The sequence below is a fragment of the Clostridioides sp. ZZV14-6009 genome, from assembly GCF_020658095.1.
GTDB lineage: Bacteria > Bacillota > Clostridia > Peptostreptococcales > Peptostreptococcaceae > Clostridioides.
The window spans coordinates 757,891-774,765 of sequence record NZ_JAGWDG010000001.1; the positions used below are offsets into that span (position 1 = coordinate 757,891).

The 16,875-nt window shown below is 29.0% G+C and carries 12 protein-coding genes and 1 pseudogene; all 13 read left to right on the top strand.

Translation table 11 applies throughout. The annotated features are described in order from the left end of the window. Positions 1-35 precede the first annotated feature (35 nt). Complete coding sequence (locus tag KGF36_RS03225; protein WP_227829390.1) at positions 36-830, top strand: FAD binding domain-containing protein; 795 nt, start codon at positions 36-38, stop codon at positions 828-830. Further along, complete coding sequence (locus KGF36_RS03230) at positions 820-3,111, top strand: molybdopterin cofactor-binding domain-containing protein (RefSeq protein ID WP_227829389.1); 2,292 nt, start codon at positions 820-822, stop codon at positions 3,109-3,111. Before KGF36_RS03225 ends, KGF36_RS03230 begins: the two co-directional genes overlap by 11 nt. Next, positions 3,112-4,425 (top strand): amidohydrolase family protein, encoded by a 1,314-nt coding sequence (locus tag KGF36_RS03235; RefSeq protein ID WP_227829388.1) that lies wholly within the window; start codon positions 3,112-3,114, stop codon positions 4,423-4,425. A gap of 35 nt (positions 4,426-4,460) precedes the next feature. Beyond that, positions 4,461-5,546: a dihydroorotate dehydrogenase gene (locus tag KGF36_RS03240; protein WP_227829387.1), complete on the top strand. Its 1,086-nt coding sequence runs from the start codon at positions 4,461-4,463 to the stop codon at positions 5,544-5,546. A gap of 249 nt (positions 5,547-5,795) precedes the next feature. Then, positions 5,796-6,581: a hypothetical protein gene (locus KGF36_RS03245; RefSeq protein WP_227829386.1), complete on the top strand. Its 786-nt coding sequence runs from the start codon at positions 5,796-5,798 to the stop codon at positions 6,579-6,581. Positions 6,582-7,939: 1,358 nt separating this feature from the next. After that, a complete protein-coding gene (locus KGF36_RS03250) occupies positions 7,940-9,301 on the top strand; it encodes a uracil-xanthine permease family protein (protein WP_227829385.1) in 1,362 nt (453 codons plus the stop codon). A gap of 108 nt (positions 9,302-9,409) precedes the next feature. After that, positions 9,410-10,198: an FAD binding domain-containing protein gene (locus KGF36_RS03255; RefSeq protein ID WP_227829384.1), complete on the top strand. Its 789-nt coding sequence runs from the start codon at positions 9,410-9,412 to the stop codon at positions 10,196-10,198. Further along, on the top strand, positions 10,198-12,498 hold the full coding sequence (locus tag KGF36_RS03260) for a molybdopterin cofactor-binding domain-containing protein (protein ID WP_227829383.1): 2,301 nt from the start codon (positions 10,198-10,200) through the stop codon (positions 12,496-12,498). The genes KGF36_RS03255 and KGF36_RS03260 overlap by 1 nt, the downstream gene beginning before the upstream one ends. 139 nt (positions 12,499-12,637) lie before the next feature. Beyond that, positions 12,638-13,915 carry a transposase gene (locus KGF36_RS03265; RefSeq protein WP_227829382.1) on the top strand — a complete coding sequence of 426 codons (1,278 nt, stop codon included), beginning with the start codon at positions 12,638-12,640 and terminating at the stop codon, positions 13,913-13,915. A gap of 201 nt (positions 13,916-14,116) precedes the next feature. Further along, positions 14,117-14,845, top strand: coding sequence for a selenium cofactor biosynthesis protein YqeC (gene yqeC / locus KGF36_RS03270; RefSeq protein ID WP_227829381.1), 729 nt, complete (start codon positions 14,117-14,119; stop codon positions 14,843-14,845). Between the two features lie 106 nt (positions 14,846-14,951). Beyond that, positions 14,952-15,521, top strand: coding sequence for a molybdenum cofactor cytidylyltransferase (gene mocA / locus KGF36_RS03275; protein ID WP_227829380.1), 570 nt, complete (start codon positions 14,952-14,954; stop codon positions 15,519-15,521). After that, on the top strand, positions 15,518-16,537 hold the full coding sequence (locus KGF36_RS03280) for a molybdopterin-binding protein (protein WP_227829379.1): 1,020 nt from the start codon (positions 15,518-15,520) through the stop codon (positions 16,535-16,537). Before mocA ends, KGF36_RS03280 begins: the two co-directional genes overlap by 4 nt. A gap of 257 nt (positions 16,538-16,794) precedes the next feature. Beyond that, a pseudogene (locus KGF36_RS03285) lies at positions 16,795-16,875 on the top strand (IS200/IS605 family transposase); the annotation flags it as partial.

Below are 16,875 nucleotides of genomic sequence, written 5' to 3' on the forward strand. Positions count from 1 at the left end.
TTTAAGTGAAAATTAAATTGATATGGGGAGAGAATATGATAACTATAAAGGAATATGTAGTTCCAAAAAGTTTAGATGAAGCTTATGAACTGCTAATATCAAGAAAAAACAACATAATACTTGGAGGCTGCGGATTTTTAAAACTAGGTAGCAAAAATATTGGTTCAGCAATAGATTTAAAAGACCTAGGTTTAGATTATATAAATGAAACTGAGGATAGTATATTAATTGGAGCAGATACAAGTTTAAGAACTTTAGAATTAAATAAGGTTATTAAAAATTACTGTAGTGGAGTAATTTCAAACGCTGTTTCTAATATAGTAGGAGTTCAATTTAGAAGTGGAGCTAGAGTGGGAGCTAGCGTATTTGCTAAGTATGGATTTTCAGATTTAATACCTTCATTACTAGTAGTAGATGCAAAGGTTAAGTTATATAAAAAAGGGGTTATGAATTTAGCTGACTTTTTAGAAAGTGAGCTTGAAAAAGATATATTAATAGAAATTATATTACCTAAAAAAGATGCTATAGGTGTATTTGATTCAATAAGAAAATGTACAGGTGATTTTGCAGTATTAAATGGGGCAATGTTAAAAGAAGGAAATTCTTATAAAATTGCAATAGGAGCTAGACCAAGAAGAGCAAAGATTGCCTACAAAGCAAGTGAAGTGCTAAGTTTAGAAAATGATGCAGACAAAGCTGGAGATATATCAAGTGAAGAACTTTCATTTGGAAGTAACATAAGAGGAAGTAAAGAGTATAGACAAGATATGGCAAAAGCATTAGTTGTTAGAATGTATAATAGTATTGGGGGTGAGTTTAATGGTAAATAAAGAAGTAAGAAAAATAGATAGTGAAGCCATTGTTACTGGTAAGCCAATATATACTGAAGATTTAATTTTTCATAGAGATGTTTTGACTGTTAAACTTCTTAGAAGCCCACATGCTTTTGCAAAAATAAAAAATATTGATATAAAAAATGCATTAAAAGTAAAAGGTGTAGTAGATATATTTACTTACAAAGATGTACCAAATTATAGATATTCAATGGTAGGAGAATCATATCCAGAAGCATCACCTCATGACCAATTAATACTTGAAGATATAGTGAGATATGTAGGAGATGAAGTTGCTATAATAGCGGCTGAAGATGAAAGAGCAGCTATTAAAGCAATGAAACTCATAAAAGTTGAATATGAAGTAATGACACCAATATTAGATGCAAGAGAATCAGAAGGTAATAAAATTTTAATACATGAAGAAGATGACTTATTTTGTCCATTTGATTTTGGATTAGATGCTACAAAAAATATAGTATCAAGAGAGAAAATGGGTAAAGGTGATGTAGAAAAAGAGTTTAAAGAGTGTGATGTAATAGTAGAAGAATCTTATATGACTCAATCACAAGCACATTGTATGATGGAAACTCATAGAGCTTACACGTATATAGACACTAATGGTAGACTAGTAGTAACTTCTGCAAATCAATCAGCTTATCATATGAGAAGACAGGTTTCTAGAGCATTAGGAATACCTCTTTCAAAGGTGAGAGTAATAAAACCAAGGATAGGTGGAGGTTTTGGTGGAAAAAATATAGCTGTAACAGAGATATATGCATCATTTGTAACTTGGATGACGAAAAGACCAGCAAAACTTATATATACTAGAGAAGAAACTTTTGCAATGACTAACACTAGACATCAGATGTTCTTTGACATAAAGATTGGAGCAGATAAAGAAGGAAATATAAAAGCTATAGATATGAAAGCATTAAACAATACAGGTGCTTATGGTGACAATGGACCTTCAGTTTGTTCCGAGTCAGGGCATAATGTACTTCCAACATATAATAATGTACCTGCAATAAAGTTTGATGGAAGAACTGTATATACTAACTTGGTTCCAGGGGGAGCGTTGAGAGGATACGGAGCAACTCAGGGGACATTTGCACTTGATTGTGCAATAGACGAATTAGCACATAAACTTAATATGGACCCAACAGAAATAAAGTTGAAGAATATTATAAAAAAGCAAACTGAAGGCGGAATAATGAATTTTCCAATAAGAAGTTGTGCACTTGATGAATGTATAATTAGAGGTAAAAAGCTAATTGGATGGGATGAAAAATACCCTGTTATAGACATTGGAAATAATAAAGTAAGAGCTGTTGGAATGTCAGTTGGAACTCATGGTTCTGGTATAGCTAATATAGATATGGCAATAGTCAATATGAGAATGGATGAGGATGGAACTTACAAGTTATTTTCTGGGTCTTCAGATTTAGGAACTGGTTCTGATACAATACTTGCACAAATTGCTGCCAAGACATTAAATACATCTATTGATAGAATTTCCGTTTATACAGGAGATACAGATATGTGTCCATATGATACTGGTGCATATGCTTCTTGTACTACTTATGTAACTGGAAATGCTACAATAAAATCTGCTGAAAGTTTGAAACAAAAGATATTAAAAGTGGCTCAGAAAAAATTAGACTTACCAATAGATGATTTAATATTATATGAAGATAGAGTTTGTCATAGTGAGGACGTAGAAAAATTTGTTTTATTAAGTGAATTAGGAAGAGAATCTGTTGGTGGTGGAAATCAAGATGTTTTATATTCATCTGAATCTTATGGTATAAAAGAGAGTGCAAAACCATTCTTAGCAGGTTTTGCAGAGATTGAACTAGATAAAACAACAGGTGAGTTTAAAGTGATAAACTATGCTTGTTCAACTGATTGTGGTACAGTTATGAATCCTGCACTTGCCAGAATACAAGTTGAAGGAGGAGTAACTCAAGGTATAGGGCTTGCAATGTATGAAGACCCTAGACATGGTTCTGATGGGAAACTTCAGACTTCTAATTTGTTACAATATAAAGTTCCAACAAAAAAGGATATAGGAAATATATTAGTAGACTTTGTGGATAATTATGAACCAACAGGACCATATGGAGCAAAATCTTTAGGAGAAATAGTTATTCATACACCAGCACCAGCAATAGCAAATGCAATTTTTAATGCAGTGGGTGTGAATATAAGAGAACTTCCTATAACTTCTGAAAAGGTTTATATGGCTATGAAGAAACTAAATCAGGGAGGTAAATAAATGGTTGCTATAAAAAGTAAATACTTAATATCTTCTGCTGATGAAATATATACAAATTATGCCGTTGTAATAGAAAATGACATTATAAAAGATATATTGCCAAATGAAGAAGTTGAATTAAAATATAAAGATATTACAGAGATAATAAATAAATCAGATGCTATAGTAATGCCAGGCTTTATCAATGGGCATATGCATCAATATGGAGTGCTTTCTAGAGGAATACCAGCAAATGTACATTTTACTGATTTCGAAGGGTTTTTAAATGACTATTGGTGGCCATTTATAGAAAATAGAATAGGATTAAAGGAAGTAAAAGCCACAACTAAAGCGTCTGCAATAGAACTTATAGAATCTGGTGTAGTAGCATTTTGTGACACTCTAGAAGCTCCAAATACAGAAAAAGGAACTTTAATTGAGCAAGGTAAGATACTAGAAGAAATAGGAATGAAAGCAGTTTTATCTCTAGAAAGTTGTGAAAGAATAAGTTATGAAAATGGATTAAGATGTTTAGATGAAAATTCTAATTTAATAAAATGGAGCAGAGAAAACAGTAAATTAATAAATGGAATAATGTGTACACATACTAGTTTTACATGTTCAGATAAATTTATCAAAAAAGCTAAAGAAGATGCAAGAAAATTAGATGCACCAATGCAATTCCATTTATGTGAGAGTATATATGAACCAAACTACTCTAAAAAACACTTTAATAAAAAAGCAGTTGATTACTACAATGATTTAGATATATTAGATGAGACTGTATTAGCATCTCAATGTGTAAAAGTAGATGATGAAGAGATAGACATATTAAAGGAGAAAGGTGTAAAGGTAGTTCACATGCCTCTTAGTAACTGTGAAGTAGGTGGCGGTTTTTCTCCAGTTCCAAGAATGATTAAAAAAGGCATAAAAGTAGCATTAGGTACAGATGGATATATAAATGATTTTTTTGAAGTTATGAGAGGTGCGTTTTTAATGCATAAATCAGTTGAAGAAGATGCGTCTGTAATGCCAGCAAGTTTAGTATTTAAGATGGCAACAGAACATGGTGCTTATGCATTAGGGCTTCAAAAATCAGGAAAAATAACAGTTGGTAATAAAGCAGATATAGTAGTTATGGAAGATGAATTTAAAACTCCTGTAACACTTGATAATATATTTGACCAGATAGTAGTGCAAGGTAAAAAAGAATTTATATCAAATGTATACATAGATGGTAAACATATTTTAAAAGAAAAACAATTAGTTGACTTAGATAAAAAAGCCATTGTTAAAGAAATGAAAGATGTTGCCTGTGAATTCTGGAAGTTTTAATAAATGTAAATAAATATGAAAAGGGGAAGTAAATAATGTATAATTTTTTAGGGAAAGAATTAAAATCACCTTTTATAATAGGTTCAGGTCCGTTGACATATAGTGCAGCTGGATGTAAGATACTAAGTGATGCAGGAGCAGGGGCAGTTGTTACTAAGACAATAAGAAAAGAAAGAGCTATAAATCCAGCACCTCATATGGTGAGAAATACAGCCAATGCTCTTTTAAATAATGAGAAATGGACAGATTTTGAACCAGAGCAATGGATAGATTTTGAAATACCACAAATGAAAAAAGATGGAACTGTATGTATAGCTTCAGTAGGTCATACAATAGAAGAAAGTAGTGAACTAGTAGAAAAGGTTGCAAATGCAGGAGCTGATTTTATCGAGTTGGTATCTTATGACTATAGAGATTTAATACCAATGCTTAAAGATGCGAAAGAGAGAGTGAATATACCAGTAATAGTTAAACTTCCTCCTATGATAGATGAAATAGGGGCTTTTGCTAAAAAATTAGAAGAAGCAGGAGCAGATGCAATAACTGCTTGTGATTCTGTAGGACCAGCACTTAGAATAGATATAGAAACTGGTCAACCTTTATTAGGTGGAAATGGAATTGGATATTTAAGTGGAGAAACTATTAAACCAATAACTCTACAAAGAATATATGAAATAAAAAAAGAAGTAAATATACCTATAATTGGATTAGGTGGATGTGTAAGTGGAGATGATGCTTTAGAGATGATTATGGCAGGTGCTGACTTTGTTGGTATATGCTCAGTAGTAATATTAAAAGGAGCTCAAGTAATAGCTAAAATACACAATGACCTAAATTCTAATCTTGAAAGACTAGGATATAGAACTATAGAAAATGCTTGTGGGATAGTACATAAGCATATGGGAGAGGTAAATGAAAGACTTAGTTTTGAATTTACTTATGATGAAGAAAAATGTACTAAATGTAAGATGTGTGAAAGAGTGTGTGCATATCAAGCTAGAAAATTAAATGATAAGATGGAATTGAATGAAGATGAATGTAGATATTGTGGTCTTTGCATATCAGTATGTAAACCAAAAGCACTTGGAAGAAAAATTTCATGTCCAGAATTAAATGCATAAGATATTTTATAAAAAATATAATTTTAAAAGATAAAAATTTAGATACAAATAAAGGATACCATATTAAAGTGGTATCCTTTTGTTTGTAATTATTATTTTTAGATTTATATCTATATTAATTATTTTTTATAGTAATTATACATAATAATTTTATTAATTAAATTTATGATAACTATTTTAGATATATATGTTAACATTGTATAGCATTTGTATAAGATGTTATAATAATTAATAGGGATGGTGATGTAAGTGGAAGATAAAATTTTAGAATTATTACATATTATAAATAAAGACGTGGTTAGCATGAAAAATGATATGTCAGAAGTAAAACAAGAAGTAAGTATAATGAAAGAAGAAATAAGTGAAGTAAAACAAGAAATATGTATAATGAAAAATGACATGTCAGAAGTAAGACAAGAAGTAAGTGTAATGAAAGAAGAAATGAGCAGCGTAAAACAAGAAGTAAGTGTAATGAAGAAAGAAATGAATGAAGTAAAACAAGAAGTAAGTGTAATGAAGAAAGAAATGAATGAAATAAAACAAGAAGTAAGTGTGATAAAGAAAGAAATGAATGAAGTAAAACAAGAAGTAAGTGTAATGAAGAAAGAAATGAATGAAGTAAAACAAGAAATAAATGTAGTGAAAGATAATTTACATGAAGTTAAATTAGAAATGAACTCTATGCAAAATCAAATAAGTAATGCAAGTAAAGATATAAGTGAAATTAAAGCAGAAAATATTATAGTTAATGAAAAACTATATGAAATAGCTGTTAAAGTAGATGCCTTAGAATCTGAAGGTAAATCAATTAAAGAACAACAAATTGAACAAAATAGTATTTTAGGAAGTTTATTACATAACTCTGAAATAAATAAAGCTACTCATGATAATATGGAACATAGTATAGCACATATAAAAGGTGATACAAACGCCATAAAAGAAGATGTTTCCGAAATAAGAAGAGATTTAAGTTTAGTAGAATTAGCTACCAGCAAAAATTGGAGCGATATTGTAAAACTAAAATCAGCTAGATAATCTTTTAATTACATTAACTTATCATCCATAAAAGTATAAACTTTCATATACAATATAGATGCTTATAATAATCTTACTATTTATTATAAATTTTAGAAATTAAAATAAAAATTTGAGAAAAGATCACTTGAAAAATACTTTTGGTCTTTTTTTTTATGTAATTATAAAAATATCATAAAAATAAAATTTAAAATTTGCTTAATAAAAAATTACAGAACAGTTGGAATAAGTAAATTTTTATCAATGAAAGTATAAAAAATTTATTCTATGCAAATGTATGCAAACATTGGCATTAAAATTGCTCTATAGAAATAATAAATAGTAATATACATAGATTGTATTATACAATACTATTACTATTTTTAATTATAGATATTGGTTTATATCTATAAGCTAGATAGAAACTTGTATGTTTTATGTTGCAGATACAAATATAGTAAAGGAGAGTACATGGGTACAACTGAGATACATAGCTTATTAAGTTTTTCTGTCTTATGATAATTATATTATAAAATATTCATAAATATTTTGATTTTCAATTTGAAAATTATTTTATGCTCAAATTAATTATTATGTAATTAATTTAATAACAAAAACAGTGAAAGAGTAAATAATATTATTTACAGGGGGTAATAAAAAAGTATATTAAATAAGTTGTACTTTTAGCCCCGTACATAAAGAAATTTATGTAGGACACAACTTTAAAACCAGTAAATCCTAAAGCCTTGCAACTACAATAAAAGATAGAAAGAAACTTTTATGAATGTGGTGAAAACCAGAAACAATAGCAAGGATGGTATATGGTGAGAGCCTAAGTACTTTACAATGGACATTTGGTCGCCAAGCCTAGAAATAGGAAGGTCAAACGACTATCTCGAAAGAGAGTACACTATAAGCGATTGATAGTGGAAACGGGTTGCTCTTAACAGGTAATGCTGAAGATGAAGAAATAGTCTACGCTCATATGAAAGTATGAGGTCACTTAAAAATTAAAGTGGCATCTATAAAGTAGCGTTTATAGGTAAATGTTTAAAACTTACAAGATATAAATACTTATGAAAACTTATAACTTATAATGATTAAGATTGAAAGATTTAGATTGGATTAGAATTGTTGTAAAAAATTTTAGGGTCCATAGCTATAATACTCTTATATTTGTAAAGCACTATAAAACATATACAAAATAATAGAATAAATTTGATTGTTAATAATTAAATTTGTTGCACATGATTTTTAAGTATGAAAACTTAAATGTATTACTGAGTATAGTAAGATTTATAAAAGTCATTTAATTTAATATATTAAATTTTTAAGTATTTATATAATTCAATAAGTTTTATGTAACGGGAGTTTTTATTATGAAAGCAAAAAGTACATCAAAATTTGAATTAGACGGAATACCACCACTAAAGGAATCAATACCTTTGGGGTTACAACACTTAATGGCAATGGTAATAGGTAGTTGTTTACCAGCAATATTAATTGCAAATGTAGCTGGACTTGATTATAAAATGTCTACACTATTGATTCAAGCTGCATTAATTTTTGCAGGATTATCAACTTTGTTACAATTATATCCAATACCACTATTTAAAGGGTTTAAATTGGGAGGAGGAATACCAGTTATAATGGGAGCTACAGCAATGTTCATAGGAGCTGGAGTTTCTGTTGCAGGCAAGTATGGATTACCTGTGTTATTTGGTTCTCAAATAATTGCTGGTATAGTAATAATCATAATTAGTTTTGGTCTTAAAAAAATAAGATTTATATTTACTCCAGTTGTATCTGGCACGATAGTTGCATGTATGGGTCTTGGACTTTTCCCAATAGCAATAAAAAACTTGGCTGGAGGTATGGGGAATGAGACATTTGGACAACCAATTAATTTTATAGTTGGAATAGCTGTATCACTTATGATATTAGGATTAAATAAATATGGCAAAGGATTATTTAAAGATGCATCAATACTAGTTAGCATAATTTTTGGATATATTTTATCTCTAATGTTGGGAATAGTAAATTTTTCTTCAATTCAAGAGTTTACTTTGATTGCACTTCCAAAACCACTTGTTTTTGGATTAGATATAAAGATTGAGGTTGTAGTAATGTTTTCAATAATATATTTGGTTGAAATAGCTGATATTATGGGAGCATGTACACTTTCTGCAGTAGGAGGGCTTAATAGACAAGTGACAGATGAAGAACTTTCTTCTGCTGTTTTAGGAAATGGAGTATTATCTACAATAGGAGCATTATTTTCTGCTACTCCAATGGGGATGTTTGGTCAAAATTCTGCAATCGTTTCTAATACAAAAATTATAAGTAAATTTGTATTAGCTATTGGAGGAATTGGATTATTTTTGGCAGGAGTATCACCTTTATTAGCTAATTTAATCAGAACAATACCTCCTTGTGTGGTTGGAGGAGCAACACTCGTAATATTTTCAACTCTTACAACATCTGGATTAAGACTTGTTAGTATGGATGGTTTTAATCAAGAAAATAGTATGATATTAGGTCTTTCTATGGCAGCTGGCATAGGATTTATGGTGGTTCCTCAAGTGCTTGAAAAATCTCCAAAATTTATAGAAACATTACTTGCAGATTCGAGTGTAGTTTCAGGAGCTATGGTTGCCATAATAGTTCAAGGTTTATATATGATAAAATTTTCAAAAGGTAAGGACAATAAAAATAAAAAAGATAAAAAAGAAAATATATAGAGTAAAAAATTAATAGAACTAAATTAAGATTACTATATATTTATAAAAATTAAAGCAATGTACTTAATAGATTTCAAGTTTTAATAAATATGATATAAGGGGGATAAGATGGTTACTATAAAAGAATATTCTGTTCCACAAAGCCTGGAAGAAGCATATAAAATTTTAATTTCTAAAAAAAATAATGTTATTTTAGGTGGTTGCGGATTTATAAAATTAAGCAATAAAAACATAGGAACAGCCATAGATTTAAAGGATATAAATCTAGACTATATAAAAGAGGATGAAAAAAATATACTAATAGGAGCAGATACATCTTTGAGAAGTTTAGAAATAAATAAAACTATTAAAAATTATTGTAGTGGAATAGTCTCAAGTGCTGTTTCTAATATAGTTGGTGTTCAATTTAGACAAGGAGCAAGAATTGGAGCTAGTGTATTTTCGAAATATGGTTTTTCTGACTTGATTCCAGTACTTTTAGTTGTTGGTGCGAAGGTAAGGTTATACAATAGTGGAATATTAGAGCTAAATGAGTTTTTAGATAGTGAATTAAATAAAGATATATTAATTGAAGTAATACTTCCTAAGAAAGATGCAGTAGCTGTGTTTGATTCAATAAGAAAATGTACAGGAGATTTTGCTATATTAAATTCAGCTATGTTAAAAGAAAATGATACTTATAAAATAGCAATTGGAGCAAGACCTCAAAGGGCTAAATTAGCACTTGAAGCAAGTAATATATTGAGTAAAGAAAAGGATATAGATAAAGCATCTATTATTGTAGGTAAAGAATTAATTTATGGAAGTAATATGAGAGCAAGCAAAGAGTATAGAATAGATATGGCAAGTGCGCTAGTTAAGAGGATGTATAGTGCTATTGAGGGAGGTAATAGATAATGATTAATAAGGGGATAAGAAAGATAGATAGTACAGCAATTGTGACAGGAAAGCCTCTATATACTGAAGACCTTATTATGCATAAAGATGTTTTGACTGTTAAACTTCTTAGAAGTCCACATGCACATGCCAAAATAAAGAATATAGACACGTCAAAAGCTGAAAAAATTCCAGGAGTTGTAGGAATTTATACTTATAAAGATGTCCCACAAGTTAGATATTGTGTTCCAGGTCAAACAGAACCAGAAGCATCTCCTTATGATAGAGTCTTACTTGAAGATACGGTTAGATTTGTTGGAGATGAGGTAGCATTAGTAGCAGCAGAAGATGAAAAAACAGCCATTAAAGCTTTAAAAATGATAAAAGTAGAGTATGAAACTTTAAAGCCTGTATTTAATGCAAGAGAAGCAGAAGGAAATGAAGTTATTATACATCCAGAACAAGATATAGTAGAACCATATCCTTTTGGATTAGATGCAAAAAATAATATAGTATCAAAAGAGTTTTTCGAGTTTGGTGATGTTGAGGCTAAGCTTAAAGAAAGTGAATTTGTGGTAGAAGCATCATATAAGACTCAAAGTCAATCACATTGTATGATGGAAACTCATAGGTCATATGCATATAAAGATATAAATGATAGGATTGTTGTTGTGTCATCATTACAATCACCACACAATGTAAAGAGAATACTTAGAAAAGTATTGGGGATTCCTTCTTCTAAAATAAGGGTAATAAAGCCTAGAATAGGTGGTGGATTTGGAGGAAAGAATATAGCAGCAACAGATATATTTACTGCATTTGTGACTATGAAAACTGGAAGACCAGCAAAATTTGTTTTTACAAGAAGTGAAACTTTTGTAGGTTCTAATAGTAGGCATGAAATGTTTTTTGATGTTAGAGTAGGTGCAGACAAAGAAGGAAATTTAAAGGCGATAGAATTAAAATCACTAAATAATACAGGTGCCTATGGTGGTAATGGAGTTTCTGTTTCTTCAGAATCAGGTCATAATACATTACCAATATATAATGATATTGATGCTGTTAGATTTGATGCTAGAACAGTATATACTAATAGATTGCCAGCAGGTGCACTTAGAGGTTATGGAGCTACACAAGGCATATTTGCAATAGATAGTGCTATTGATGAATTAGCTAATAAGGTTGGTATAGACCCTCTTGAATTTAGAGTTAAAAACATAATAGATAGATATACTAATGGAAAAGCAGCAGAAGAAGAAATACTAAGCTGTGAATTAAAACAGTGTATAGAAAAAGGGAAAGAATTAATTAATTGGGATGATAAATATCCGTGTAAAGATATAGGCAATAACAAGGTAAGGGCAGTAGGTATGGCAGTGGCAAATCATGGTTCTGGTATACCACGTGTGGATATGGCAACAGTGACTATACGAATGGATGAAGATGGGACATATAAGTTATTATCTGGTCTTGCTGATTTAGGCCAAGGAGCTGATACAATTCAAGCACAAATTGCTGCTGAGACTTTAAATACGACTGTAGATAGAATATCTGTTTATACAGGTGATTCGGACCTATGTCCATATGATACAGGTGCATTTGCTTCTTGTACTACAACAGTTACAGGAAATGCAACAATAAAAACAGCAAACAAATTAAAAGAAATATTACTTTCAATATCAGAATCTAAACTCGGGTCTAAAAAAGAAGATTTAGAGTTAAGTGAAGATAGAATTTTTGTTAAGAATGATGAGAGTAAATTTGTGTTATTAGAGGAATTAGGAAGAGAGTCAGTTGGAGGTATTGGGTTTTCAAGTGACGATGTACCAGTTGTTTTAGAAGCAACAGAATCATTTGGTATGTTAAAAAGAATAAAACCATTTATAGCAGGATTTGCTGAAATAGAATTAGATAAAAATACAGGGGAATATAAGGTAATAAATTTTGCATGTGTCCCAGACTGTGGTACAGTTATAAATCCAACATTAGCTAGAATACAAGTAGAAGGTGGAGTAATGATGGGAATAGGGTTTACAATGTATGAAGACCCTAAATTTGATAGAGATGGAAAGTTATTGACAGACAGTTTCTTGCAGTATAAGGTTCCTACAAAAAAAGAAGTAGGAAATATATTGGTAGATTTTGCTGATAATTTTGACCCAGGAGGACCTTATGGAGCTAAATCTTTAGGAGAAATAGTTATACATACGCCAGCACCAGCAATTGCAAATGCAATCTTTAATGCTACTGGAGTTCGTATAAGAGAGCTTCCTATAACTTTTGAAAAAGTGTACATGGGTATGAAAAACAATAACAAATAAATTTAATAAATGATATACTATAAAGTATAAAATTAAGTTATTTTGTAAAATAAAGTAATTGAATAGACATTATATATGGTGCTTTCTAAAAATACCATATATAATGTCTAATAGAGTAAGAGTTAAAGGAGGTGAGTTTATGCCAAATAGAACAAAAAACATACATTATGGGACTCAGAGACAACAATTAAAAAATTTAACTAAAAAAGAATATCAGGCTTTGCGAGAGATGTGCTTTTTAGCAAAGAATTTGTATAATGTTGGTACATATAATGTCAGACAACATTACTTTAATCAAGGAGAGCATCTTAATTATGAAGCTAATTATCATGTGTGTAAAGAAAATGAAAACTATAAACTACTCAATAGTAATGTAGCACAACAAATACTAAAAGAAGTTGATAGTTCGTTTAGGTCATTTTTTGGTTTAATTAAATTAGCTAAAGAAGGCAAGTATGATTTTAGAGGAATAAAATCACCTAAGTATTTAGACAAAGAAGGTTTTTTTAGTATAATAATAGGTCAAATAAGAATTAAAGACGATGGAATTTTAAATGTTCCTATGTCTCCAGCATTTAAAAAAATGTATGGAAAGGTGAGTATAAAAGTTCCAAATAATATATTAGACAAAAAAGTTAAGGAAATAAGAATAATACCTAAACATAAGGCTAGGTTCTTTGAAATTCAGTATTGTTATGAAATACCGAAATCAGAGGAAGTTTCAAATAAAAAAAATGCACTGGCAATAGATTTAGGTTTAGAAAACTTATGTACTTGTACTACCAATTTAGGTGATAGTTTTATTATAGATGGGAGAAGGCTTAAGTCTGTGAATCAATGGGCAAATAAGCAAAACGATAAAATAGAGGCTTTAAAATTAAAAAAGAATATAAGTTTAATTACAAGAAAACAATTTAAAGTATGGAATAAAAGAAATAATCAGGTTAAAGACTATGTAAATAAAACTTGCTTTTACATAATTGACTACTGTGTAAAAAATAATATTGGCAATTTAATTGTAGGATATAATGCTAAGTTAGAAAAAAGTGATAATATGGAAAAGAAAATATATAGAAATTTTATAAGAATTCCTTTTGGAGAGATAAAAGGAAAACTAGAGTACCTATGTAAAATAAAAAATATTAATTTCATTAGACAAGAAGAAAGCTATACTAGTAAATCCGATTTTTTTGCCAATGATTATCTTCCTGATATTAATTTGGATGATGTACAGAAATACAAATTTAAGGGAGAAAGAATAACACGTGGTCAATATAAATCTAGTATGGGTATGATTATAAACGCAGATGTAAATGCAAGTCTTAATATATTAAAAAAATCAAAAATAGTTGATTTATCTTATTTGCAGAATAATCCTCAGGTGTTAAAGCAACCACAAAGAATAAGAATATCTTAATAATAATTAAAAGATAAACTGATAGCGTATAAGCTTACAGCTTAGCGGCGAATTGGATCCGCCTTGTTGTTTACAACAGAATCTATTTACTTTTTAGTTTATAGAATTTCAAAAATCACTTTTACTAAAAAAGTTAAATTATAAATTTCAAATAAATAAAATTTAGGATATTTAAAAGAAATAGTTATGAGAGGTGAAAGTGTGAAATTATCAGATATGATAGGAGCAAATGAAATAATAACTGTAGTTGGAGCAGGAGGAAAAACTTCATTTATAAAATACTTTGCGAATTTTTATAGAGATAAGCTAAAAGTTTTACTTACAACAACTACTAAAATATATTTACCTGATAGAAAAGACTATGACAATATATTTATGACAATAGGTGGAACTTCTATTCCATCTATTTGTCATGGAGTAACAGTATGTGGAAGCTGTATAAATAATGAAAATAAAATAGTAGGAATAAAGTTATCTGATTTAGAAAAAATGATAGATAAATTTGATTTGGTCTTGATAGAAGGTGATGGTTCAAAGAGAAAAAAACTTAAAGGTTGGAATGATGGAGAACCAGTAGTATATTGTAAAACTACAAAAACTATAGGTATATTAGATATAACTTCATTTGGAATGGATATTAATGAAGAAAATATACATAGGTTAGATGAATTTAAAAAAATAACTAATTTAAATATGTGTAATATAAATGATAATCCTACAGTAAGCCTTGATAATTTAAAAAATGTAGTATTAAATCCAAAAGGATTGTTTAAAAATTATCATGGAAAAAAAATATTATTTATTAATAAAGTCGAAAATGAAATATATGAAAGTTTAGCTATAAATTTAATTAAAATTATTAAAGAGCATGAAAGCGAAATAGATATATTTTATGGAAGTATAAAACAAAATTTTTGTATAAGATATTGAAGTATTAAAATAGTTTATGTGATATTATATATATAGATAATATCAATAAAGATACTATAAAATCATAACAATATCAATACATTATAAATGTTAAGGAATGATATATATGATAAATGCAGTAATAATGGCGTCAGGATTTGCCAGAAGAATGGGAAAAAATAAACTTTTATTGGAATATGATGGATGTTCTATAATAGAACATGTACTTAAGGCAGTTAGTAAAATTAATTTTCATCAAGTTGTAGTTGTAAGTCAATATAAAGAAGTTTTAGCACTATGTAATAAATATGGCTTTAAATATGTAGATAATAAAGATGCAAATATAGGTCAGAGTGAATCCATAAAATTAGGAATTTTAAATAGCTCAAAATGTGATGGATATATGTTTTTTGTGGGAGACCAACCATTTATTGATGATTTATATATAGATAAAATTATAAATACTTTTAAATTAGATAGAAATTTTATAGTAATTCCAAGATGCAAAGATGTATGTGGAAATCCAGTTATATTTCCATTTAGCAAAAAAAAGGAATTGTTGGCACTTAAAGAAGATGAAAAAGGGAAAACTATTTTAAAGAATTCATCAAAAATAAAATATGTAGAAGTTCCCAAAAAAATGTTATTAGATATTGATACGAAAGTGGATTATGAAAGAATAGGGGGTAAATTATGAAATTAATAAAAACTATAGATGCTGTTGGACAAGTTTTATGTCATGACATTACTCAAATAATACCAGGAGAATTTAAAGGAAGAAAATTTAAAAAGGGACATGTAGTAAAAGAAGAAGACATTCCAGTTTTATTATCTCTTGGTAAAGACAACTTATATGTATGGGAAAAATCAGAGGGAATGATTCATGAAAATGAAGGAGCTTTATTTTTAAAAGAATTAACTGCTGGAGAAAATTTAGATTTCAGTGAAATAAAAGAAGGAAAGATAGATTTTATAGCAGCATGTGATGGGCTTTTAAAAATAGATGTTGATGCACTTTTTGATTTAAATTGTGTTGGTGAAATAATGATGGCAACTCTTCATAATAATTTTGTAGTAAATAAAGGGCTAAAAGTAGCTGGAACAAGAGTCATACCTCTAGTCATAGATGAGAAAAAACTAGAAGAGGCAAAAAAAGTAGTTGATAACAGAAAAATAGTCAAAGTAATACCTTTTAAACCTAAAAAAGTAGGAATCGTTACTACTGGAAATGAAGTATTTTACAGTAGAATTGTTGATAAATTTGGACCAGTAATAGAAGAAAAAGTAAAGGGGTTTGGATGTGAAGTTATAGGCCAAACTATATGTCCAGATGATAAGGATATCATAAAAAATGCAATAAAAGAATTTATAAGTCAAGGAGCAGAACTTATCTGTTGTACTGGTGGAATGAGTGTAGACCCAGATGATGTCACACCGACAGCTATAAAAGAGACTGGAGCTGACTTAATTACATATGGTTCACCAATATTACCAGGAGCAATGTTTTTACTTGCTTATTATGGAGAAGTTCCGATTATGGGGATACCTGGATGTGCAATGTATCATAAAACTACAGTATTTGATATAGTTCTATCTAGGATTTTAATAGATGAAAAACTTGACAAATATGATATAGCTAAATATGGTCATGGTGGTCTTTGTATGAACTGTGATGTATGTACTTACCCTGCATGTAATTTTGCTAAAATATAAAATCATATAAATAGAGTACTTACAAACTTAGGTACTCTTTTTAAGTATTAATGATATATAAACTATGATTAATTATACAGAAACTATATTTTAACTAATAGCTAAAACAGTTTAACCTATAATGGCGAAATTCCTCTTCCTCGACATAGGAGGTGGAGGATGTAAGCCTAACCGATAGGTTATTTATTTTACTTGATTTTCAAAAAAATGTATTGTATTATAAAATCAGTAGTAAAAACTGAAAGGAAGTAATTACAATGGAATTAGATAGTAATAATCATTCAGTATTTTTGTTACACTATCACTTAGTTATGTGTATAAAATATAGAAGAAAAGTA

Coding starts and splice junctions, on each gene's coding strand:
- KGF36_RS03240 (WP_227829387.1), top strand. CDS start 4,461: ATGTATAATTTTTTAGGGAAAGAATTAAAATCACCTTTTATAATAGGT.
- KGF36_RS03265 (WP_227829382.1), top strand. CDS start 12,638: ATGCCAAATAGAACAAAAAACATACATTATGGGACTCAGAGACAACAA.
- KGF36_RS03260 (WP_227829383.1), top strand. CDS start 10,198: ATGATTAATAAGGGGATAAGAAAGATAGATAGTACAGCAATTGTGACA.
- mocA (WP_227829380.1), top strand. CDS start 14,952: ATGATAAATGCAGTAATAATGGCGTCAGGATTTGCCAGAAGAATGGGA.
- KGF36_RS03280 (WP_227829379.1), top strand. CDS start 15,518: ATGAAATTAATAAAAACTATAGATGCTGTTGGACAAGTTTTATGTCAT.
- KGF36_RS03225 (WP_227829390.1), top strand. CDS start 36: ATGATAACTATAAAGGAATATGTAGTTCCAAAAAGTTTAGATGAAGCT.
- KGF36_RS03235 (WP_227829388.1), top strand. CDS start 3,112: ATGGTTGCTATAAAAAGTAAATACTTAATATCTTCTGCTGATGAAATA.
- KGF36_RS03230 (WP_227829389.1), top strand. CDS start 820: ATGGTAAATAAAGAAGTAAGAAAAATAGATAGTGAAGCCATTGTTACT.
- KGF36_RS03250 (WP_227829385.1), top strand. CDS start 7,940: ATGAAAGCAAAAAGTACATCAAAATTTGAATTAGACGGAATACCACCA.
- KGF36_RS03255 (WP_227829384.1), top strand. CDS start 9,410: ATGGTTACTATAAAAGAATATTCTGTTCCACAAAGCCTGGAAGAAGCA.